21 protein-coding genes and 1 pseudogene are annotated in these 20,944 nt (G+C 72.9%); 8 read left to right on the top strand and 14 right to left on the bottom strand.

The features are described 5' to 3' along the window. The first annotated feature begins 103 nt into the window (after positions 1 to 103). The gene (gene add / locus ACRAKH_RS08365; protein ID WP_380719926.1) at positions 104 to 1,105 is read left to right on the top strand and encodes an adenosine deaminase; all 1,002 of its coding nucleotides are present in this window, start codon (positions 104 to 106) and stop codon (positions 1,103 to 1,105) included. On the opposite strand, the gene ACRAKH_RS08360 is transcribed toward add, so the two are convergent. After that, a complete protein-coding gene (locus ACRAKH_RS08360) occupies positions 1,062 to 2,225 on the bottom strand; it encodes an MFS transporter (protein ID WP_380719882.1) in 1,164 nt (387 codons plus the stop codon). The genes add and ACRAKH_RS08360 overlap by 44 nt on opposite strands. Then, entirely contained in the window at positions 2,225 to 3,136 is a 912-nt protein-coding gene (locus ACRAKH_RS08355; RefSeq protein WP_380719884.1) for an alpha/beta hydrolase, read from the bottom strand. Before ACRAKH_RS08355 ends, ACRAKH_RS08360 begins: the two co-directional genes overlap by 1 nt. A gap of 71 nt (positions 3,137 to 3,207) precedes the next feature. Between ACRAKH_RS08355 and ACRAKH_RS08350 the strand changes: the two genes are divergently transcribed. After that, positions 3,208 to 4,074, top strand: coding sequence for a LysR family transcriptional regulator (locus ACRAKH_RS08350; protein ID WP_447009722.1), 867 nt, complete (start codon positions 3,208 to 3,210; stop codon positions 4,072 to 4,074). Further along, positions 4,071 to 5,291: a family 4 glycosyl hydrolase gene (locus ACRAKH_RS08345; protein ID WP_380719888.1), complete on the top strand. Its 1,221-nt coding sequence runs from the start codon at positions 4,071 to 4,073 to the stop codon at positions 5,289 to 5,291. The genes ACRAKH_RS08350 and ACRAKH_RS08345 overlap by 4 nt, the downstream gene beginning before the upstream one ends. On the opposite strand, the gene ACRAKH_RS08340 is transcribed toward ACRAKH_RS08345, so the two are convergent. Together ACRAKH_RS08340 and ACRAKH_RS08335 are read right to left on the bottom strand one after the other, a co-directional pair. Then, the gene (locus ACRAKH_RS08340; RefSeq protein ID WP_380719889.1) at positions 5,279 to 5,926 is read right to left on the bottom strand and encodes an endonuclease V; all 648 of its coding nucleotides are present in this window, start codon (positions 5,924 to 5,926) and stop codon (positions 5,279 to 5,281) included. The genes ACRAKH_RS08345 and ACRAKH_RS08340 overlap by 13 nt on opposite strands. Then, the gene (locus tag ACRAKH_RS08335) at positions 5,923 to 6,858 is read right to left on the bottom strand and encodes a DUF3500 domain-containing protein (RefSeq protein ID WP_380719892.1); all 936 of its coding nucleotides are present in this window, start codon (positions 6,856 to 6,858) and stop codon (positions 5,923 to 5,925) included. Before ACRAKH_RS08335 ends, ACRAKH_RS08340 begins: the two co-directional genes overlap by 4 nt. Positions 6,859 to 6,947: 89 nt before the next feature. Between ACRAKH_RS08335 and ACRAKH_RS08330 the strand changes: the two genes are divergently transcribed. After that, entirely contained in the window at positions 6,948 to 7,733 is a 786-nt protein-coding gene (locus ACRAKH_RS08330; RefSeq protein WP_380719894.1) for an arylamine N-acetyltransferase family protein, read from the top strand. Here the strand turns inward: ACRAKH_RS08330 and ACRAKH_RS08325 are convergent. Further along, complete coding sequence (locus ACRAKH_RS08325; RefSeq protein ID WP_447009721.1) at positions 7,717 to 8,367, bottom strand: maleylpyruvate isomerase family mycothiol-dependent enzyme; 651 nt, start codon at positions 8,365 to 8,367, stop codon at positions 7,717 to 7,719. The two genes, ACRAKH_RS08330 and ACRAKH_RS08325, sit on opposite strands and share 17 nt — an antisense overlap. Positions 8,368 to 8,430: 63 nt before the next feature. Between ACRAKH_RS08325 and ACRAKH_RS08320 the strand changes: the two genes are divergently transcribed. Further along, the gene (locus tag ACRAKH_RS08320; protein WP_380719898.1) at positions 8,431 to 8,958 is read left to right on the top strand and encodes a CGNR zinc finger domain-containing protein; all 528 of its coding nucleotides are present in this window, start codon (positions 8,431 to 8,433) and stop codon (positions 8,956 to 8,958) included. A gap of 60 nt (positions 8,959 to 9,018) precedes the next feature. On the opposite strand, the gene ACRAKH_RS08315 is transcribed toward ACRAKH_RS08320, so the two are convergent. The 5 genes and pseudogenes from ACRAKH_RS08315 to ACRAKH_RS08295 all read right to left on the bottom strand — a co-directional run bounded on the left by ACRAKH_RS08315 (position 9,019) and on the right by ACRAKH_RS08295 (position 14,049). After that, positions 9,019 to 9,447, bottom strand: a complete 429-nt coding sequence (locus ACRAKH_RS08315) for a CBS domain-containing protein (protein WP_380719900.1) — start codon at positions 9,445 to 9,447, stop codon at positions 9,019 to 9,021. A gap of 103 nt (positions 9,448 to 9,550) precedes the next feature. Further along, entirely contained in the window at positions 9,551 to 10,345 is a 795-nt protein-coding gene (locus tag ACRAKH_RS08310; RefSeq protein WP_447009959.1) for an MFS transporter, read from the bottom strand. 631 nt (positions 10,346 to 10,976) lie between these two features. Next, positions 10,977 to 11,384: pseudogene (locus ACRAKH_RS08305) on the bottom strand (ATP-binding protein); the annotation flags it as partial. Positions 11,385 to 12,085: 701 nt separating this feature from the next. Then, entirely contained in the window at positions 12,086 to 13,282 is a 1,197-nt protein-coding gene (locus ACRAKH_RS08300) for an MFS transporter (RefSeq protein WP_380719903.1), read from the bottom strand. Positions 13,283 to 13,350: 68 nt separating this feature from the next. Continuing rightward, positions 13,351 to 14,049 carry an EcsC family protein gene (locus ACRAKH_RS08295; protein WP_380719905.1) on the bottom strand — a complete coding sequence of 233 codons (699 nt, stop codon included), beginning with the start codon at positions 14,047 to 14,049 and terminating at the stop codon, positions 13,351 to 13,353. 49 nt (positions 14,050 to 14,098) lie between these two features. Between ACRAKH_RS08295 and ACRAKH_RS08290 the strand changes: the two genes are divergently transcribed. After that, entirely contained in the window at positions 14,099 to 15,187 is a 1,089-nt protein-coding gene (locus tag ACRAKH_RS08290; protein ID WP_380719906.1) for an Rv2629 family ribosome hibernation factor, read from the top strand. Positions 15,188 to 15,362: 175 nt separating this feature from the next. On the opposite strand, the gene ACRAKH_RS08285 is transcribed toward ACRAKH_RS08290, so the two are convergent. The 4 genes from ACRAKH_RS08285 to ACRAKH_RS08270 all read right to left on the bottom strand — a co-directional run bounded on the left by ACRAKH_RS08285 (position 15,363) and on the right by ACRAKH_RS08270 (position 18,630). Next, positions 15,363 to 16,211, bottom strand: coding sequence for an amino acid ABC transporter permease (locus tag ACRAKH_RS08285; RefSeq protein ID WP_380719908.1), 849 nt, complete (start codon positions 16,209 to 16,211; stop codon positions 15,363 to 15,365). Next, positions 16,208 to 16,879 (bottom strand): amino acid ABC transporter permease, encoded by a 672-nt coding sequence (locus ACRAKH_RS08280; protein WP_380719909.1) that lies wholly within the window; start codon positions 16,877 to 16,879, stop codon positions 16,208 to 16,210. The genes ACRAKH_RS08285 and ACRAKH_RS08280 overlap by 4 nt, the downstream gene beginning before the upstream one ends. Before the next feature lie 71 nt (positions 16,880 to 16,950). Continuing rightward, a complete protein-coding gene (locus tag ACRAKH_RS08275; protein ID WP_380719911.1) occupies positions 16,951 to 17,838 on the bottom strand; it encodes a glutamate ABC transporter substrate-binding protein in 888 nt (295 codons plus the stop codon). Between the two features lie 63 nt (positions 17,839 to 17,901). Further along, on the bottom strand, positions 17,902 to 18,630 hold the full coding sequence (locus ACRAKH_RS08270) for an amino acid ABC transporter ATP-binding protein (RefSeq protein ID WP_380719927.1): 729 nt from the start codon (positions 18,628 to 18,630) through the stop codon (positions 17,902 to 17,904). A 162-nt stretch (positions 18,631 to 18,792) separates the two neighbouring features. On the opposite strand from ACRAKH_RS08270, the gene ACRAKH_RS08265 reads away from it, so the two are divergent. Both ACRAKH_RS08265 and ACRAKH_RS08260 read left to right on the top strand, forming a co-directional pair. Then, on the top strand, positions 18,793 to 19,464 hold the full coding sequence (locus tag ACRAKH_RS08265) for a response regulator transcription factor (RefSeq protein WP_380719912.1): 672 nt from the start codon (positions 18,793 to 18,795) through the stop codon (positions 19,462 to 19,464). Further along, the gene (locus ACRAKH_RS08260) at positions 19,465 to 20,841 is read left to right on the top strand and encodes a HAMP domain-containing sensor histidine kinase (RefSeq protein ID WP_380719913.1); all 1,377 of its coding nucleotides are present in this window, start codon (positions 19,465 to 19,467) and stop codon (positions 20,839 to 20,841) included. Positions 20,842 to 20,944 lie beyond the last annotated feature (103 nt).

Genomic DNA, 20,944 nt, shown 5'->3' with positions numbered 1-20,944 from the left:
CAACGCTGTCAAGCGGGCCGCGCGTCCACAGTGGACACCTGCCGAAGACCCGACGATCGGCCCCTTGACCAGCGCGTGGGACCTGTGCAGACTCGCCCGGGCCATGCGTGAATTCATCGCCGCGCTGCCCAAGGTGGAGCTGCACGTCCACCTCGTCGGGTCGGCGTCCCCCGAAACCGTCCTCGCCCTCGCCCGCCGACACCCGCGGAACGCCGTCCCGACCGACGAGGCGGAGCTGCGCCGGTTCTACGAGTTCACCGACTTCGGGCACTTCATCGACGTCTACGCGGCGGTGAACGACCTGGTCACCACGGGCGACGACGTCGCCGCGCTGGTGCTGGGGCTGGCCGAGGAGCAGGCCCGGCGCAACGTCCGGTACGCCGAGGTGACGGTGAGCGCGACGAGCCACCTGCGCGCGGGCATCGCGCCGGAGGAGCTGGACGAGGCGCTGGCCACGAGCCGCGAGCGGGCCAGGGCGGAGCACGGCGTCGAGCTGGCGTGGGTGTTCGACATCCCCGGCCTGTGGGACCGCGACTTCGGCCTCACCAGCGCGAAGTACGCGATCACCCACCGCCCGCCGGGCACGGTCGGCTTCGGCCTCGGCGGGTTCGAGGCGGACGCGCCGCGCCGGGCGTTCCGCGAGGCGTTCACCCTGGCGCGGGACGCGGGCCTGCACTGCGTGCCGCACGCGGGCGAGACCACCGGCCCCGACCAGATCCGGGAAGCCCTCGACGACCTGCACGCCGAGCGCGTCGGCCACGGCGTCAACGCGGTGGCCGATCCCGAGCTGCTGCGCCGGCTCGCCGCCGAGGGGATCGCGCTGGAGGTGTGCCCCACCTCCAACCTCCGCACGGGCGCCGTCGCGGCGATGGCGGACCACCCGTTGCCGAAGCTGCTCGACGCGGGCGTGCCGGTCACCCTCGCCACGGACGACCCCGGGATGTTCCACACCGACCTGAACCGCGAGTACCTGCTGTGCCACGAGGAGTTCGGCCTCGGCCGAGGTGAGCTGGCCGAGCTGGCCCGCGCCGGGGTGCGGGCCAGCTTCGCGCCGGACGAGCTCAAACAGTCACTGCTGGACGAGATCGACGCGCTCGACCGCTGACGCCGCTCAGCACCGCCACCCCGAGCCCGGCCAGCGCGAGCCCCGCGCCGACCCAGTTGGGCGCGGTGTAGCCGTACCCGGCGTCGATCGCCACGCCACCCAGCCACGCGCCCGCGGCGTTGCCGAGGTTGAACGCGGCGATGTTCGCGGCCGACGCGAGCGCGGGCGCGCCCGACGCCTGCTCCAGCACCCTGGCCTGCAACGGCGCGACGGTCGCGAACCCGAACACGCCGAGCAGCGCGATCGTGATCGCCGCCGGGACGGCCCAGTGCGCGGTGAACGCGAACACCACCAGCACGACCACCAGCGCGCCCAGGAACGCGTAAAGGCTCGGCATGAGACGGCGGTCCGCCGCACGCCCGCCGATCACGTTGCCCACGAACAGCCCCGCGCCGAACAGCACGAGCAGCCACGTCACCGCGCCCGGCGCGAACCCGGCGACCTCGGTCATCATCGGCGCGATGTAGGTGAACGACGCGAACACCGCGCCGAACCCGAGCGCCGTCGTGACCAGCGCCAGCCACACGCCGGGTCGCCGGAACACGGCCAGCTCGCCGCGCAACCCGGTCGACGCGGGCTGCGGCGGCACCAGCGCGATGATCCCCACCAGCCCGGCGACGCCCAGCGCGGTCACCGCCCAGAACGTCGACCGCCAGCCGAACGCCTGCCCCAGCGCCGTCCCCATCGGCACGCCGAGCACGTTCGCCACGGTCAACCCGGTGAACATCAGCGCGATGGCCCGCGCGCGCCGGTCCGGCGCGACCAGCCCGGCCGCCACCACCGAGCCGACGCCGAAGAACGCCCCGTGGCACAGCGCGGCGACGACCCGTCCGGCCATCAGCACGGCGTAGTCGTCGGCGACCGCGCACACCAGGTTGCCGAGGATGAACAGGCCCATCAGCCCGACGAGCAGCTGCTTGCGCGGCACCCGCGACCCGCCCGCCGTGATCAGCGGCGCGCCGACCACGACGCTCAGCGCGTAGCCGGACACGAGCAGCCCGGCCGACGGGATCGACACCCCGAGATCACCGGCCACCTGCGGCAGCAGGCCCACGATCACGAACTCCGTGGTGCCGATGCCGAACGCGCCGATGGCCAGCGCGACCAGTGCGGGCGGCATCACCGGTCACCCGCCTCGGCCAGCCAGGTCGCCAGCTCGCCCAGCAGCGCGCGGTACTCGTCCAGCACGCCGTCCATCAGCACGAACGGGTGGATCGTGCCGTCGAACGACCGCAGCCGGACGGGCACGCCGGCGTCGGCCAGCTTCGCCGCGTACCGCGTGCCGTCGTCGCGCACGGGATCGTGGCCCGCCACGGCGACGAACGTCGGCGGCAGCCCGGCCACGTCCGCCCGCAGCGGCGCGGCGGCCCCGGTGACCGGCGCGGACCCCAGGTAGTGCGACCAGAACCAGCGCATGGTCGCCGCGGACAGCGCGTACCCCGTCGCGTGCTCCACGTAGGACGGGGTGGTGAAGTCGACGTCGAGGGCCGGCGCCACCAGCACCTGGAACGCGAGGTCCAGCGCGCCACGCGCCCGCAGGGCGACGGCGGCGGCGAGGTTGCCGCCCGCGCTGTCGCCCATGACCCCGATCCGCGCCGGGTCCACGTCCACGTCGGCGGCGTGCTCGAACAGCCAGGCCGCGGCGGCGTACGAGTCGTCCAGCGGCACGGGGAACGGGTGCTCGGGCGCCTTCTGGTAGTTCACCGCGAACACCGCGTGCCCGGTGGCGTTGGCCAGCGCGCGCAGCGCCACGTCGTAGACGTCGAGGTTGCACGTCACCCAGCCGCTGCCGTGCAGGAACACGATCGCCGGGAACGGCCCGTCGCCGTCCGGGTAGTAGATCCGGGCGGGCAGGTCGGCCGTGGGTCCGGGGACGTAGAGGTGCGCGACGCGCGCGACCGGTTCCGGCTCGCTCTGGAACGCGAGGAAGCCCCATTGCGCCCGACGTGCCTCGAAGACCGTCAGCTCCTCCAGCGCAGGCGCGCCCGCGAGCTTGTCCAGCACCGCTCGGGCCTGCTCGTTCAATGACATGGGCCGATCATCCGACCCCTACCGCTGATAAGTCCAAGGCATGTTCTTTCTCGAATCCATAAGATGCCGTCATGACGCTGCGGCAGTTCGAGTACCTGGTGACGGTCGTGGACGAGGGGTCGTTCACCCGCGCCGCCGAGTTGCTGCACGTCACGCAGCCCGCCCTCTCGCACCAGATCCGGGCGCTGGAACGGGCGGTGGGCACGCGCCTGCTCGACCGGCTCCCCCGCGCCGTCCGCCTCACGCCCGCGGGCCGTGCCTGGCTCCCCCACGCCCGGGCCGCCCTGGCCGACGCCGAGCGCGCGCTCACCGCCGCACGGCGCACGGCGGGCGTGGAGTGCGGCGAACTGCGCGTGGCCACGCTGTACTCGCTCACGCTCGGCGTGCTGCCCCCGGTGCTGCGGCGGTGGCGGGCCGAGCACGCGGACGTCCGCATCCGCCTGTTCGAGCACCGCCACGCCGACGAGCTGCGCGACGCGATGGCCGACGGCCAGGCCGACCTCGCCGTCGGCCCCGAGCCCGCGAACTGGGTCGGCTTCCGGCAGCTCCTCGGCGTGGAGGAGTTCGTGGTCGTCCTCCCGCCGGACACCCACCACCGCGAGCCGATCGACCTGCGGGCGCTCGCCGACGAGGGGTGGGTGCACTACGCGCCCGGCAACGGCCTGGCCGACCTGGTGGACGCGGCCTGCGCGGCCAGGGGTTTCCAGCCGGGCGCGGCCGTGCGCACCGAGCAGACCGCCGCCGCGCCCGTGCTGGCCGCGTCGGGCCTGGGCCCCGCGCTCGTGCCTCGCAACATCCTGCCCGAGACGTTCGACGGTGCCGTCCTGCGCACCGACCCGCCCGTCCGCCGCACGCTCGTCGCGTACGCGCACCGGACGCCCGACCCGCTCACCGCGGCGTTCGTCTCCTTGCTCGGCGAGGCAGGATGGGACGCATGAAGCTGGTGATCCTGGGTGGCGGCGGCTTCCGCGTGCCGCTCGTGCACAACGCGCTGGACGACCACATCACCGAGCTCGTCCTGCACGACGTGGACGCCGGGCGGCTGGACGCGATCCGCGCCGTCCTGCGCGGCGGGCCGCCGGTCACCGCGACCACCGACCTGGACGAGGCGCTGCGCGGCGCGGACTTCGTGTTCTCCGCGATCCGGGTGGGCGGCCTGGCCGGCCGCGCCATCGACGAGGAGGTGGCCCACGAGCACGGCGTGCTCGGCCAGGAGACCGTGGGCGCGGGCGGCATCGCGTACGGCCTGCGCACCGCGCCGGTGGCCGACCGGCTCGCCCGCCGGATCGCCGAGCTCGCGCCGCGGGCGTGGGTCGTCAACTTCACCAACCCGGCCGGCCTGATCACCGAGGTCATGGCCCGCCACCTGGGCGAGCGGGTCATCGGCATCTGCGACTCGCCGCTGGGCCTGTGCCGCCGCGTCGCCAAGGCGCTGCGGCTGGACGACCCGACGTTCGACTACGCGGGCCTCAACCACCTCGGCTGGTTGCAGGGCGTGCACCTCGGCGCGGAGAACCTGCTGCCGACGTTGCTGGCCGACGACGAGGCGTTGACGAGCTTCGAGGAAGGCCGCCTGTTCGGCACGGAGTGGCTGCGCGCGCTCGGCGTCATCCCGAACGAGTACCTGCACTACTACTACTCGACGCGGGAGGCGTTGGGCGACAACCGCGGCGCTTTCCTGCTCGCCCAGCAGCAACGCTTCTACGACGGCCAGGTCGACTGGGAGACCACCCGGCTGGAACGCGAAGCCACCTACATGGCCGAGGAACGTGAGCGGGACTCGCTGGAGGGCGGCGGCTACGAGCACGTCGCCATGTCGCTCATGCGGGCCATCGCGGACAACGAGAAGGCCACGCTCATCCTCAACGTGCCCAACAACGGCACACTGTCCACATTGGACGACGACGCCGTCGTGGAAGTGCCGTGCGAGGTGGACGCGACGGGCGCGCGCCCGCTGCCGGTGAGCCCGCTGCCCGACCACGCGGCGGGCCTCGTCACGTCGGTCAAGGCCGTCGACCGGCTCGTCATGGAAGGCACCCGGCCGGCCGCGCTCAAGGCGTTCGCCCTGCACCCGCTGGTCGACTCGGTCGCCACGGCGAAGAGGCTGCTGGACACCTACGCCCGGCGGCACCCGGAGCTGGCCTACCTCAGGTGAGCCCGGCCCAGCGCGTCCGACCGGCGGGTGGTCTCCGGGAGCCGCGTCACGCACAGCCGCAGCACCTCGGCGCACGCCCGGTCGAGGTCGACGCGGTGGCCGACGGACACGAACACCGGCTTCACGCCTTCCCGCGTCCGCAGCGCCCGCCCGACGACCTCGCCGTCGTCCACCAGGTCCGCGGCGGACCCGCGCGCGTCACCGGGCATCGCGAACCGGCCCATCGGCGTCTTCGCCACGCCCACGCTGGGCAGGTCGGTCAGCACCCCGATGTGGCAGGCCAGCCCGAACCGCCGCGGGTGCGCCAACCCCTGCCCGTCGCACACCAGCAGGTCCGGCCGCACGGTCAGCCGCTCCAGCGCCTCCAGCAGCGACGGCAGCTCGCGGAACGCGAAGAGCCCCGGCACGTACGGGAACTCCGCCCGGCCCGTCACCACGGCGGAGTCCACCGTCGTCAACGAGTCCGCGTCCAGCACGACGACCGCCGCCACCAACCGCTCGTCGTCCGCGTAGGCCACGTCGAGGCCGGCGACGTGCCGCACCACCAGGTCGGGGTCGGTCCGCGTCGACACCAGCGGGCGCAGCCGTTCCTGCTCCGCGACCGCCTCCTCGGGCGTCAGCGCCCCGGCGGTCACTCGTGCCTCACCGAGGCGTGGTGCGCGGCGAGCAGGTCGTCGCCGAAGTCGCCGGACCGCCGCCGCCACACCGAGTGCGCGTGGTTGGCGTCGTTGGCCGTGTTGTCGTACTCGATCAGCAGTTCCGGCCCCTGCACCCGGTAGTAGTGCCCCTCGCCGCGCTTGGCCGACCCCTCCCACGAGAAGTGCAGCCGGTCCAGGTCGAGGGCGTGGAACTCCTCGTCGGCGAGGTCGCTGTGCAGCCGGTCGAGGTAGTAGCGGACCAGCCCGACCAGCAGGCCGCGCGACGCCCGGTCGAGCTGCGCCGGCGTCACCCCGACGGGGTCGAGGTCGCCCACCCGGCGCGAGTTGCCGGTCTTCAGGTCCGCGGGCGGGGTGTCGGAGACGACGGCCAGCCCGCGCGCCGTGCGGCCCATCCGGTCCAGCAGCTCGCGGGCCAGCTCCTCCTCCAGCCGCAACGGCTGCGCCACCGTCCGGCCCCGGTACGTCGTGCGGGCCGGGTTCGCGCCGAGGAACAACGGGGTCGCCGACACCCGCCCGTCCGCCACGACGACGTTCACCGACAGGTGGTGCCCCTCGACCCGCCACCCCCACGGCCCGTCGCCGGGCTCGCCCAGCAGCACGGTCCAGTAGTCGCCCTGGTGCCGGTCGCGGTGGCCGCCCTCGCGGTCGTCCAGCACGTCCTCCAGCGCCATGACCGCCGCGGTCTGCGCGTAGGCGTGCGGGCTGAGCACGCACGCCAGCAGCCGGTGCACCGCTTTGCGCTGGTCGCGCGTGAGGTCGCCGTAGACCACGCCCGGTCGCGGGCCGGGCGTGTACGCCCACCGCGTGCGCAGGTCGTCGTCGGACACGTCCCGCACGGCCGTCGCGCGCTGCCCGTCGTCCAGCAGGTCGAGGAAGCCACGGGTGGCTTCGGCGATCTCGTGCAGCATCACTCGAACTTATAGGGCGCCGCGACGGGGTGCGCGGTCCCGACGCGACAACGGTGTGCCGAGCGCGCGTCGGCTGCCATCCTGACCGCGTGTGGAATGGCGAACTCCTCGACCTCGACGCGTACCTCGACCGCGTCGCCTTCACCTTCGACCCGGCCGCCGACCGGGAGACGACGCTGCGGGGCCTGCACCGCGCGCACCTGGCCGCCATCAGCTTCGAGAACGCCGACGTGCGCGACGGCGTGCCGCTGCGGCTGGACGTCGAGTCGTTGCAGGACAAGATGGTGGCACGGCGGCGCGGCGGCTACTGCTTCGAGCAGAACCTCCTGTTCGCCGCCGTGCTCGACCGGCTCGGCCACGAGGTGACCGCGTTGGGCGCCCGCGTGCTGCTCGGCCGCACGGGCGCCATCCCCCGCACGCACGCCGTGCTGCGCGTGGACCGGCGGTGGGTCGTGGACGTCGGTTTCGGCGGCGGCGGGCTGCTGGAACCCCTGCCGCTGGTCGACGGCGCGACCGCCCGGCAGGGCGACTGGACGTTCCGGCTCGACCACGCCGACGACACGTGGACGCTCCGGTCGTTCCAGAACGGCGAGTGGTTCCCCTTGTACGACTTCGCCGAGACGCCGTGGACGCCCGCCGACTACGCGATCGTCAGCCACTACCTGTGCACGCACCCGGCGTCCCCGTTCCTCGGCCGGCTGCTCGTGCAGCGGACCGACGAACGCGCCCGCTACGCCCTCACCGACCTGGAGCTGACGGAGACGCGGCCGGACGGCGCGGTGGTCAAGCGCAGCCTGACGCCCGAGGAGCTGGACGCCGTGCTGCGCGAGGACTTCGGGCTGGACCTGCCCGTGCGCCCTACGGCCACGGGTTGAGCCGCGGCTTGTCGCCGACGACCGGCCCCTCCGGCTCCCGCCCGGCCAGCCACGCGAGCAGGTCGGTGAGCGAGCCGGTCAGCGTGACGTCCTCGCCCTCGCCGATCGTCCACACGCGCTCGTCGGACCGCAGCGTGAGCCTGGTGCCCCCGGGCACCCGCACGGACAGGAAGTCGACGACGTGGTCGCCGAACTCGGGCGTCCACGTCACCGGGCCCAGGTCGAGGTCGCGCAGGTGGATCTCGACCTCGCGCCACACCGCGTAGGCCGTGCCGGTCAGGGTGCCGTCGCGGTAGAAGACCGGCGTCTCCCAGTCGCGGACGTTCTCCCACGCCTTGGCGAGCCGGGCGACGGCGTCGGCGATCGCGGCCCGGTGCCCGGCCGCCGAACGACCGGCGCCCGCCTCGATCCCGGCGTCCCGCGCGGGCCTGCCGCCGGGGTAGACCTCGACCCGCGTGCCCTCGTGCTCGGCCTGGCCGGCGAGCGCCGCGGTGACGTTGGCCAGGTGGGACAGCACGTGGCCGCGCGTCCAGCCGGGCAGCGCCGACGGTTGCGCCACCTGCTCGTCGGTCAGGTCCTCGATGAGCACGGCGAGCCTGCGGTGGGCGTCCAGCGCGTTGTCCTGGATCGTCACAACGTCCCCCTAATGGTCAGTTGACTGAAACCCGTTAGGGAACGTATCACTAGACTGGGCCGGGTGGCACTGGCGTTGGAGTTCGCGAGCACGGTTCGGGGCGACGGGCAGGGCGACCTGGTGGACGACCTCGCCACCCCGGACGGCTTCGCCGCGTGGGCGGGCGTCGAGCCGGACGAGGCGCTGCGGCAGCGCGTCGTCGAGCTGCGCTGGGCCGTGCGGACGCTGTTCGCGCACGTCGCGCGGGCGCCGGAACGCCGCGACACGCCGTTCCTGATGGACTTCGACCGCGCCCTGGCGCTGGTCAACGAGACCTCCGCGCGCGTGCCGCGGGCCGCGCAGCTGGACTGGGACGAGCAGCCTCGGCTGCGGTACGCGGACACCGCCGACGCCGGCGACCGCCTGCTGGCGACGCTGGCCACGGCGGCGATCGAGTTCCTGGCGAGCGAGGCGCGGGACGAGCTGCGGGCCTGCCCCGCGCCCCGGTGCGTCCGCTACTTCGTGAAGGCCCACTCCCGGCAGGAGTGGTGCAAGCCGTCGTGCGGCAACCGCGCCAGGGTCAGCCGGCACTACCACCGCACGCGGGACTGACCGCCGCACGTCGACAGCACCGCGCGGACACCGTGAGGCGCCCGCGCGGTCCCCGTCCGATCAGCCTTGGACGATGTAGGCGGTCAGCTGGTCGTGGTCCTCCTGCAGCTGGTTGATCCGGCTCTTCACCACGTCGCCGATGCTGACGATGCCGACCAGCCGGTCGTCGTCCACCACCGGCACGTGCCGGATGCGCTGCTCGGTCATCAGCACGGTGAGGCTGTCGACCGAGTCGCGCGGCGTGCAGGTGAACACCTCGCTGGTCATGATCTCCGACACCGGCGCGTCCAGCAGCGCGCCGCCCCGGTCGTGCAGCTTCCGCACGACGTCCCGCTCGGACACGATCCCGGCGATGCCCTCCGGCCCGATCACGACCATCGCGCCCACGTTGTGCTCGGCCAGCGCGGCGACGAGATCCGCCACCGACGCTCTCGACTCCACCGTGGCCACGGCCGAGCCTTTGTTCCGCAACACGTCTGCGATCCTCACAGGGCGCCTCCCGATCTCCGCCGGACCCGGTTGCTACCCAGCTCAGGCTAGTTCTCCCGGCCGGTGATCGGCAGGTCACGCGCCCGATGGGAGCACTGTCCGTTCACTCGGCGCGCACCTGCGCGACCGTCGCGGCGACCCCCAGCGCGGTGATCGCGACCAGCGCCGCGACCGTCGCGTGGAACCCGCCCAGCGACGCGCCCAGCACCGGCCCGATCGAGGAGCCCGCCGTCCGGACCAGCGTCGTCACGCCCCCGGCCGTCCCGATCAGCTCCCGCGGGGTGCGGTCCAGCACGGCCGCCGCGTCGGGTCCGGCGAACAGCCCGTGGCCGATCCCGATCACCGCCGACCGCCACGCCACGTCCCGCGGATCGTCACCCGCTCGGAGCAGCAGCACGGTGCCGATCAGGATCACCACCGTGCCGACGAGCGCGACCACCCGGTACCCGTACCGGTCCGCGACCACCCCGGCGAGCGGCGACACCACCGCCATGCCGGCCGACAGCGCCGGCAGCACCAGCCCCACCGTCCGCGACGGCAGGTCCACCAGCGCATAGGGCACCACGAAGTTCACCGCGCCGACCCCGGCGACCGGCAACGGCAGCGCGATGAGCGCGAACGCCAACGACGGCCTGCGCAGCACGCTCGCACCCAGCACCACCGACTCGACCGGCAACCGCCGGCCAGGCCACGGCAGGCCGCGCCCGTCGCGCGCGATAGCCCGCCGGCGGCCCACCACGACCGCGACCGCCACGATCGGCAGGTTCACCAGGAACACCGACCGCCAACCGAACAGGTCGGTCAGCACCCCGCCCAGGGCCGGCCCCGCCACCCCGCTCAGCGGGATCAACGCGAGCACAAGGCACATCGCGCGCGCCGGGTGCTCCGGACGCGGCACCCGCGACGTCACCGGCCGCGTACCGGTGGTGGGCCAGCTCGGCCGCCGCCGACCACGGCAGCACGGCCGCGTACCGCGCGTGCAGCTCGACCCGTTCGCCGGGGAGCAGCCGCCGGTAGACCGCGTCGCGGATCAGCGCGTGCCGGAACGCGTACCCGTCGCCGTCCACGACGAGAACCCCCGCGTCCACAACGGACCGAACGGGGGTGATGTCGTGGACCGCGCCCAGCACGTCATGGGACACCCGCCGGCCACCGACGGCGGCGGCGCGCACCAGGGCGACGGCGTCCGGTTCCAGCCGCTCGACCCGGCTGAGCGACAACTCCTCCAGCGACAGCTCCGCCGCACCGTCCACCAGCGCCTCGACGAACAGCGGGTTGCCCTCGCTGCGCCGGAACACCTCGCGCGCCATCACCGGATCGGGTTCCGCGCCGAGGATCCCGCGCAGCTGCGCGCGCACGTCGCGGGCGGACAGGCGGGGCAGCTCGAACCGGCGCACCCACGGCACGCGGCTCAGCTCGGCCGGCAGCGGCCGCACCGGGCCGCCCAGCTCGTCGGACCGGTACGTCACCACGACGAGGGACCGCGGCACGGCGCGTTGGTTGCGCACGAAGAAGTCGAGCAGGTCCCGGCTGGAACGGTCGAGCCAGTGCGCGTCCTCGACCACCAGGACCACCGGCCGGTGCTCCGAAAGCCTGGCCGGCAAGGACAACACGCCTTCGAACAGCCGGGGCCGCGCCTCGTCGCCCGGCCGCGCGTGCTCGCGGAACGCGGGCAGCAGCGGGGCCGGGTCGACGCGTTCCCGGTCCGTCACCGGGACACCGCGCAAGGCCGCGACGAACGGCGCGAACGGCAGGCCGTCCAGCTGGACGCAGCCGCCGAGCAGCACCACGGCGTCCAGCCCGGCGGTGAAGTCGTCGACCAGGCGGGATTTGCCGACGCCCGCCTCACCGCCGACGAGCACCGTCGCGGGCGCGTTGTCGGACGCGCCCGCGAGGTGCCCGACCTCGGCCGACCGCCCGACCAGCTCCGGGCTCACCAGGTGTGCGCTCAACGCGCACCGGAGACTAATCGAGCGACGCCGGACCGACTCCCGTCCCGCGTGACGGGCTTGCCGTCACGCGGGACGGGCTCGCGGTCAGCCGTGACGGGCCTCCGGTCAGCCGCCGCTCGTGCGGCGGAACACGCGCCGTCCCACGAACGTGTTCTGGTGCGGCCGGCCGGGGACCTTGTTCACGCTGTCGTTCTTGTTCGCGTGACCGCGGCGGGCGGCGCGGTTGAGCGGGGCCTCCGGCTGCTCCGGCTGGTCCTGCTCGACGTCGTCGCCCTGCGGAACGTCCTGGTCGGTCATGTGTGCCTCCTGAGGTGTGGCGAAGTCGCTGGTCAGCGACGCCGCATGGCGTACTGGCGCGGGTTGGCGACAGCTCGACCTCCGCCGCGGCGCGGGTGGACCGCGCCGGACGAACGGGCGCCGCGGCGTGCGGCGCGGCTGGTCGGCTGACCGTCGTGAGGTGGTTCGTTGCGCATGGTGGGCATGCGATCGCCTCCTCGAGATGTCGAGGCGTGCAAAGGGCTGCGACCCGGACAACGCCAGGGTCGCGAGAAGAGCCGCTAAGGCCACCAGGAGAAGGGCGCGGCACGGCCCGAGGCCGGTGCGGCGCTGGAGGAAAAGTCCTCAGAGGTAGATCTGGAAGAACATGGTCATGACGTTAGCCTGCTTCACCTCGCAGCGCCAATTGCTTATCGGTGGGCGACGACACCCGTGAGCGTCGGCGCCGACCCGTGTCGCGCCCACCGCACGGCAGGCCCCATCGCCAGCGCGGCGGCCAGGAACAGCCCGCCGAGCACCAGCCAGCCCACCACTCCCCCGCCGAGCACCAACGTGGTCAGCAGCAGCGGGCCGACGGTGCGCGCCACCGCCGTCCCCGCGCCGTAGAACCCCTGGTATTGGCCCTGCTTGTCGGCCGGCGCGAGCCCGAACCCGATCTCCCACGACCCCGCGCCGTGCAGCATCTCGCCGAGGACCTGCACCGCCGCCGCAACGACCAGCACCGCCACGGCCACCCGATCGGGCACACCTTCGGACAACGCGAACACGACGCACGACACCAGCAGCAGCACCCCGCCGCGACGCACCGACCGCACCGCCGTGCGCAGGTCCGTGACGCCGCGCGCCAGCCGCACCTGCCCGACCACCACCGCGCCGGTGTTGAGCACGAACAGCACCGCGACCACCCACTTCGGCGCGGACGTCCGTTCGGCCACCCACAGCGGCACGACCAGGCTCAACATCGGCATGTACAGCAGCGTGACGGAGTTCAGCAGCGCGACGACCGCGTACGGCCGGTCCCGCAGCACGCCGAGCCGCCCCGTCCGCGCGACCGCCGCGACCTCCGGAACCCGGCACAGCACCGCCGCCGCGACCAGGAACGCGACCGCGTCCAGCGCGAACACCGCCAGGTACGCCGTCGCCGTGCCGACGTGCAACGCCACCCCGCCCGTCCCCGCGCCCACGGCCAGCCCGCCGTTCAGCACGGACTGGAGCACGGCCCGCACCCGCGTCCGCCGCTCCGGCGCCACCAGCCCCGCCAGCAACGCCTGCCGTGCCGCCGCCAGACCGCACTGCCCGCACGTGTAGACGCACGCCGCCGCCACGAAGGCCCAGAACGACCGCACCACCAGGAACGACGCCAACGCCCCCGCCGTCACCACGGCCAACCCGACCGCGACCCGCCGCGCCCCGACCCGGTCGGCGAGGTGCCCCAACCCCACCCCGGCCACCGCGCCGACCGCCCAGGCCACCGTCAACGCCGCCCCGACCTGCGCGGCCGACAACCCCACGACCCGCGTGAAGTAGAGGGCGGAGCAGACGTAGAACGCCCCGTCGCCGACCGAGTTGGCCGCCTGGGCGACCGCGAGCACCTTCGTCGTCCCCATGAGGCGAGACGCTAGGCGCCCGATTGGCCCAGCCTAAGGTCCAAACCGACGACGGTTCGTTGGGCCAATCACTCCTGGATCTCCAGCACCTCGCCGTCGATCACCGTGCCGTCCACCACCGACGGCGGCTCGTCGCGCTCGGTGAAGAAGCGGGACGCGAAGGCGCCCACGGCGCGCGTCGTCACGGCGTCGAACGTGCCGCCGATCACACCGCCCACCAGCGGCACGCCCTTGGCCAGCGTGACGGTCGCCTTGCTCGTCCCGTACTTCGCCAGCAGGGTGAAGCCGACCCGCTTGTTGATCTCCCGGATGAGCTGCGCGGGGATGCGCTCGATCAGGTTCATGGTGAGCTTCGAGCCCACCTTGATCCCCGCCTTCTTCAGCAGCTCGGTTCCCGCGTTGCCGAGCAGGCACACCAGGATCGCCGTCTGGACGTCGTCGCTCTCCAGGTCGTGCCCGTGCACGGCGGCGATCGACGCGATCAGGTGCGTCTGCACCAGGTACGAGGCGGTGAGGTTCGCGGGCAGGCTGACCGGCAGGGTGATCAGACCGCCGACGTTCGTCGCGAAGCCCTGCACACCCGCCGCCGCCACGTGCGTCCGGATCAGGTGCTTGATCGCCTCCTCGGGCGTCAGCCCCTTCTCCAACGCCTCGACGGCCATCTGCTGGGCGCTCTTGAACGGGCCGAAACCGTTGATCCCCACCCTGAGGAGGTGGTCAACGGCGTTCTGCTGCACCCTGGTGATCGCGCCGGGTTCGTCCACCATGCCCCCGAGGTTACGCGGCGCGCGATCGGGTAGCCGAAGCCGCATGGACATGTCTTCGTTGGGAGAGCTGGTCCGGCAACGCGGCCCGTTCGCGTCGGTCTACCTGGACGCCTCGCACGACACCGAGGACGCGGCCAAGGCCATGGAGCTGCGCTGGCGCGGGGTGCGTGAGGAGTTGGCCCGGCAAGGCGCGGACGAGGCGACGCTGGACGCGATGGAGGCCGCCGTGCTGGCGCCGGTGGTCGGCAAGTCCGGCCGGGCGCTGATCGCGGCGCACGGGGAGCTGCTGCTGGACCGCGTGCTGCCGCGCCCGCCGGCCACCGAGACCGCCCGCTGGTCCGACCTGCCGCACCTGCTGCCCCTGGCCACCTGGATGGAGCCGGACGTGCCGCACGTGGTCGCGCTGGTCGACCGGGCGGGCGCGGACCTGCACGGGTACGACGGGAGCGGCGACCGGACGGGCGACGTGCACGGCGAGGTGCGCGGCGACGAGCACCCGTTGCACAAGGTCGGCGGCGGTGGCTGGTCGCACCGGCGCCTCCAGAACACGGTCGAGGAGACGGCCAAGCGCAACGCGGCGCAGGTCGCCGAGGAGATCGACCGGATGGTCACCGCCCTGAACGCCCGGCTGCTGATCCTCGGCGGCGAGGTGCAGGCCAGGGCGGGCGTGAAGAGCGAGCTGAGCCTGCGGTGCCGGGACGTGCTGATCGAGGTCGAGGGGGCGACGCTCGCCGAAGGCGGTGACGACGCCGCGTTCGACCACGCCGTCCAGTCGCTCGTGGCGCAGTACCAGTTCGACCTGGACAACGACGTGGTGGAGGAGTTCACCGCCGAGGCGGGCCGCCCGGACGGCCTCGCCGTGCAGGGCTTGGAGCCCGTGGTGGAGGCGCTGCGCGAGGCGAAGGTCGCCGCGCTGCTGGTGTCCGACCCGGAGCTGGGCGACCGCACCGTCTGGTCCGGCGACGACCCGGCGCAGGTGGCGCTGCGGGAGAACGAGCTGCGCGGGCTCGGCGTGGAGCACGTGGGCGAGCACCGTGCCGACGAGGCCCTGGCCACGGCCGCCGCCGCGACCGGCGCGAAGGTGGTCGTCACCGACGCCGGCCTGCGCGACGGGGTGGGCGCGCTCCTGCGCCACTGACCCGGACGACGCCCGCACCGCCGCGCTCCCGTGCCCGGAGCGCGGCGGTGACCCACCTGGTCAGGCAAGGATCAGCCGATCGGATCCTTCCGCGGGTCGACGCACTCGTGGCCGCGCCGCCCGCGTGGCCGCAGCTCGCGCACACCACGCGCGGAGGCCGGCGAGCACCGACCCGTCAGACCGCCGCCGCGACGACGTCCTCGGCGGGCTTCCGCTCCAGCTCCACGACCTTCTTGTTGCGCCGGTTCCGCTTCTCCAGGTACGTGGCCAGCCACGTCAGCAGCAGGCACATCGCGATGTACACGGCGGCGATCACGATCGTGACGGGCACCAGCGGCCGGTCGAACTCGTACGCGCTGCCGATCGCCCGCGCCCGGTACAGCAGCTCCTCGTACGTGATGAGGAAGCCGAGCGCCGAGTCCTTCAGCACCACGACCAGCTGGCTGATGATCGCGGGCAGCATGGCCCGGACCGCCTGCGGGAGCAGCACGAACTTCATGACCTGGGTCTTGCGCATGCCCACGGCGTACGCGGCCTCGCCCTGCCCGCGCGGCAGCGACAGGACGCCGGCGCGGAACACCTCGGCGAGCACCGAGCCGTTGTAGAGCGTCAGGCCGGCCACCACGGAGTAGAACGGGGCACCCAGCGCCAGGCCGTAGTGGAACAGGAAGATCAGCACGACCAGCGGCACCGCGCGGAACAGCTCCACGATCACCGTCGACGGCACGCGGAAGATCGCGTGGTCGGAGAGCTGGCCCGCGGCGAAGATCGCGCCGAAGAGCAGGGCCAGCACGCCGCCGACCGCGAACGCCCGCAGGGTGTTGCCGAGGGCGTTGAGCAGGTCCAGCTGCACGTTCACGTACAGCGGCCAGGACCACTTCTTGGCCTCGAACTGGCCGGTCGCCGCGAACCGGTACACCACGAAGCCGATGACGCCGACCACCAGGGCGATGCCCAAGAGCGAGTACAGGCGGTGGCGCAGCCGGGCCCGCGGCCCGGGGACGTCGAACAGGACCGCGCTCATCGGGCGATGCTCCACCGCTTCTCGAGGCTGCGTTGCAGCAGGGTCATGGGAATCACGAGCACCACGAAGAACAGGCCGACCCAGAGCAGGCCGATCAGCTGGTTCTCGCCGCGCTCGGCCAGGTTCGGGCTGATCGAACCGGCCTGGAACACCGAGAAGCCCGCCGCGATGGTGGTGTTCTTGAGCAGCGCGATCATCGTGCTCATCATCGGCGGCACGACCGCGCGGGTCGCCTGGGGCAGCACCACGGAGCCGAGCATCTGGCCGAACGTCAGGCCGAGCGCGCGGGACGCCTCCGCCTGCCCGACGGGCACGGTGTTGATGCCGGAGCGCACGACCTCGCACACGAACGCCGCCGTGTAGAGGATGAGCGCCGCGAGCGCCGCGTTGAAGTAGTACGCGGCCGCCGAGCCCAGGGTCTCCGCGTTCACGATCTCCAGCAGGGGGAACGCGAAGGCGAAGAAGAAGAACACCAGCGTGAGCGGCGTGTTGCGGACGATCGTCACGTACGCGGAGCCGGCGGCGCGCAGCACCGGGACCGGCGCGACCCGCAGCATCGCCAGCACCGTCCCCAACACCAGCGATCCGACCGCGGAGATCAGGAACAGCTCAACGGTGTTGAGGAACCCCGGCCCGTACAGGTCGAGGTTGTCGAGCAGGACGTCCATCGGCTTCCTCGGCTCAGTGGTGGTGCGGCCGGTCGCCGCGGAGCACGACGACCGGCCGCGTTACGTGGTGATCAGTAGCGGTCGAGGACCGGCTTCTCGGCCGGCGAACCCGACTTGCCCAGCGTCGCGTTGTAGATCTTCTCCCAGTCGCCGCCCTTGATGGCCTCGTCCAGGATGTCGTTGACCTTGTCGCGCAGGGCCTTGTCGTCCTTCGGCAGGCCGATGCCGTACGGCTCGTTCGAGAACGGCTTGCCGACGACCTTCAGCTTGTCCGGGTCCTGGGCGGCGTAGCCCTTCAGGATCGCGTCGTCCGTGGTGACGGCGTCGACCGCCTTCTCCTGGAGCTGGGTGACGCACTGCGAGTAGTTCTGCAGCTCGACGATGTTCTCCGGCTCGGTCAGGCCCTCGTTCTTGACCTTCTGGATCGGCGTCGAGCCGGTCACCGAGCAGACCTTCTTGCCCTTGAGCGTCTCGGGCCCGGTGATCGAGTTGTCGTCCTTGCGCAGCAGCAGGTCCTGGCCGGCCGTGAAGTACGGGCCGGCGAAGGAGATCTGCTCCTTGCGCTTGGCGTTGATCGTGTACGTGCCGACGTAGTAGTCGACGTTGCCGTTGATGATCGCCTGCTCACGGCCGGAGGACGCGATCGCGGTGAAGTCGATCTTGTCCTCGGGGAAGCCGAGCTTGGCGGCCACGTGCTTCGCGATCTCGATGTCGAAGCCGCTGTACTTGCCGGTGGTCGGGTTCTTGTAGCCCAGCTCGGGCTGGTCCTCCTTGACGCCGATGACCACCCGGCCGCGGGCCTTCATCTTCTCGAACGTCGGCGAGCCGTCGACCTTCACGTCGGCGGCGACCTGCTGGGAGAGGGACGGGCCCGCGTCGCCGGGGCTGCCCTCCTTGCCGCATGCCGTCAGGGCGAGGCCGCCGGCCAGCAGCGCCACCGCAAGGGTGCGAACCCTCATCGTCGTTCTCCTGCTCTTCTTCGGGTAGTGCGGCGCCAGGCTCAGCGCCGCGGTCGTGGGACTTCAGTGGGTCAGGATCTTGCCAAGGAAGTCCTTCGCGCGGTTGGACTTCGGCGCGGAGAAGAACGCCTCCGGCGTCGAGTCCTCGACGACCTCGCCGTCGGACATGAAGATCACGCGGTCGGCCGCCTTGCGGGCGAAGCCCATCTCGTGGGTCACCACGAGCATGGTCATGCCCTCCTTGGCCAGCGTGGTCATCACGTCCAGCACCTCCTGGACCATCTCGGGGTCCAGCGCGGAGGTCGGCTCGTCGAACAGCATCACCTTGGGCCGCATCGCCAGGGCGCGGGCGATCGCCGCGCGTTGCTGCTGCCCACCCGAGAGCTGGGCGGGGTACTTCTCCGCCTGGTTCGCGATGCCGACCCGCTCCAGCAGCTCCATGGCCGTCTTGCGGGCCTGGGCCGCCGGCGTCTTGCGGACCTTCACCGGCGCGAGCATCACGTTGTCGACGATGCTCTTGTGGGCGAACAGGTTGAACGACTGGAAGACCATGCCCACGTCGGCGCGCAGCGCGGCCAGCTCCTTGCCCTCGGCGGGCAGGGGCTGGCCGTCGACCTCGATCGTGCCGGAGTCGATCGGCTCCAGCCGGTTGATCGTGCGGCACAGCGTGGACTTGCCCGAGCCCGACGGCCCGAGCACCACGACGACCTGCCCCTTCGGCACCTCCAGCGTCACGTCCTTGAGGACGTGCAGAGGTCCGAAGAACTTGTCCACGCCCGCCATCCGGATCATCGGCGGAGCAGGAGTGGCGGCGGTCATCAGTCCTCCAGGTAGGGGTTCCTGAGCGATGGCGGAAACCTAGGTGTGAATCACCACACCAGTCCAGGCGGTTGAGCAAGACTTAGGGTCTCAACTCTGTCACAGGGTGGCGACACTTATCGGGGAGGCTCCACGGTGCGGGTGCTGTTGGTCGAGGACGACGACCGCGTGGCAGAAGCGCTGGTGCCGGCGCTGACGCGACGCGGTTTCACAGTAGACCGGCAGGCCACCGGTCGGGGGACACTCGACCGGCTGGCGGGCATCGACGTGGTGCTGCTGGACCTGGGCCTGCCCGATGTGGACGGTGTCACGCTCTGCCGGCACATCCGGGCGGCCAGCGACGTGGCGATCATCGTCGTCTCGGCGCGCGGCGAGATCGACGACCGCATCCTCGGCCTGCACGCCGGGGCGGACGACTACCTGGTCAAACCCTACGACGTGGGCGAGCTGGTCGCCCGCGTGCACGCGGTGCGGCGGCGGCGCGGCGACCCGGTCGGCGTCGGCGGCACGGGCACCGAGGTGTTCGAGGTGGCCGACGTGCGGGTCGACCTGGCCCGGCACGAGGTCACCGTGGCGGGTGAACCCGTGGCGTTGTCGCGCAAGGAGTTCCAGGTGTTGGCCCTGGTCATGGCCGCGGGTGGCGCGGTGTGCACCCGGGAGCGCATCCTGGCCGAGGTGTGGGGACGCACCTGGGCGGGGGCCAACCGGACCCTGGACGTGCACGTGGCGACGCTGCGGACCAAGCTCGGGCGTCCATCCTTGTTGGAGACGGTGCGCGGGGTCGGGTACCGGTTGAGCGGGGGCTGAGTGCGGTCGCGGCTGCTGGGCATCGTGTTGACGCTGGTCGTGCTGGTGCTGGTCGGCATGGGCGTCCCGCTGGGGCGGGGCGTGGCGCAGACCGAGCAGCAGGAGATGTTCCTGGACCGGCTCACCGACACCAAGCGGTTCGCGTCGGTGGCGCAGCGGCCGTTCATCGACGACCAGCCGCAGGTGCTGGAGGCCGAGCTGCGCCGCTACCACGAGCTGTACGGCGTCCGGGTGGCCCTGCTGGGCCGGGACGGGCGGGTGGTGGCGTCCTCGGGCGACGTGGACGTGTCGCCGCCCGAGGTGGCCGACCTGGTGCGGGGCGCGCTGGCGGGCCGGCAGCCGGTCGCGCCCGAGCTGGTCATGCCGTGGGAGTCGACCGAGCTGGTGCTCGCCGAGCCCGTGCTGGAGGCCGGGGAGGTGCGGGGCGCCGTAGTCACGTTCTCGCCGACCACCAAGACGCGGTCCGAGGTGCTGGTGTGGTGGACGGTGCTGCTGGGGTCGAGCCTGCTGGTGCTCGCGGCCGGAGTGTTCGTGGCGCTGCCGCTGGTCCGGTGGACGCTGCGGCCCGTGCGGCGGCTGGACGACGCGACCGGGCGGCTGCTGTCCGCGGTGGTGTCCGGGCAGCCGGTGCAGCCGGTCGGCTCCTCGGACGGCCCGCCGGAGCTGCGGCAGCTGTCCCGGTCGTTCGACCAGATGGCGGCGAACGTGGGCGACGTGCTCGCGGCGCAGCGCGCGTTCGTCGCGGACGCGTCGCACCAGCTGCGCAACCCGTTGACCGCGCTGAAACTCCGACTGTCCAATTTGGAGGACCACGTCGTCGGCGAGGGCGCCGCGCACCAGGCCGCCGCGCTGGACGAGGCCAACCGGCTCAACCGCATCCTCGACGAGCTGCTGTCGATGGCGCGGGCGGGCGCGCCCTCGGTGGACCCGGTGCCGGTGGACGTCGACCGGACGGTGGCGGGGCGGCTGTCGGCGTGGCAGCCCGCCGCCGCGGCCCGTGACGTGCACCTGGTGCTGGACGGCGAGCCGGGCGGCACGGCCCTGGTGCCGCCGCGCGGCGTCGAGACCGTGCTGGACGCGCTGCTCGACAACGCGCTGAAGTTCACCTCCGACGGCACGCTGGTGCGCGTCGACGTCCGCCGGCGGGACGGCGTCGTCCGGCTCTCGGTGCAGGACGAGGGGCCGGGCCTCGCGCCCGACGAGCTGGACCGCGCCACGGACCGGTTCTGGCGCAGCCCGGCGCACCAGAACGTGCAGGGCTCGGGCCTGGGGCTCGCGCTCGTGCGGCAGATCGTGGAACGGGTCGACGGCTCGGTCCGGCTGGAGTCGCCCGAGGAGGGCGGTTTGCGAGTGGTCGTCGAGTTCCCCGCCGCGTGACGGCCGCCGGGTGACGGGTAACGGGTGACGGGTGACGGGTGACGGCCGCCGCGTGCCGGGTGACGGCGGCTCGTGACGGGCGGCTCGTGACGCGTGAGACGGC

It is taken from the genome of Saccharothrix hoggarensis (assembly GCF_052936025.1).
The sequence above is the reverse complement of the archived record's forward strand: the minus strand, read 5'-3'. Positions and strand labels throughout refer to the sequence as shown.